General features: G+C 34.2%; 1 protein-coding gene. It reads left to right on the forward strand.

All coding sequences use genetic code 11. The features are described from left to right. Positions 1–647, forward strand: a 647-nt coding sequence (locus I6F53_RS20220; protein WP_442960601.1) for an ATP-binding protein, incomplete at both ends; no start/stop codon positions are given.

Consider the following 647-nt stretch of genomic DNA (forward strand, 5'->3'; position numbering starts at 1 on the left):
ATCTATAGGCTTGCCACAAGAAACTAGAGATAGTTTGTATAAGTACGCTATAGATATTTGTAAAGCTGTAAACTATAATAATATAGGTACAGTAGAGTTTTTGGTAGATGACGATGGTAGTATTTACTTTATAGAAGTAAACCCAAGAATACAAGTAGAGCATACGGTAACAGAAATGATTACCAATATAGATTTAGTAAAAGAACAACTATTTATTGCACGTGGTTACAAACTGTCAGATCAGCAAATAAAAATACAGGATCAAGAATCTGTAAAGATTACGGGCTATGCTTTACAATGTAGAATTACAACAGAAGATCCTGCAAACGATTTTAAACCAGATTATGGTGTAGTTACAACCTATAGAAGTGCTTCCGGTTTTGGTATTCGTTTAGATGCTGGTAGTATTTATCAAGGAGTACGTATTTCTCCATTTTTTGATTCTATGCTTGTTAAGGTTTCTGCAATTAGTAGAACCTTAGATGGGTCTTGCCGTAAAATGCGTAGAGCATTGGCAGAGTTCCGTATTAGAGGCGTAGAAAGCAATATGGCGTTCTTAGATAATATTTTAAAGCACCAAACATTTAGAGACGGTAAGGTTACGGTTAACTTCATTAAAAACGAACCTTCTTTGTTCGAATTTGTAG

It is taken from the genome of Pseudoalteromonas sp. SWN29 (genome assembly GCF_015864465.1).
Classification (GTDB): domain Bacteria; phylum Pseudomonadota; class Gammaproteobacteria; order Enterobacterales; family Alteromonadaceae; genus Pseudoalteromonas.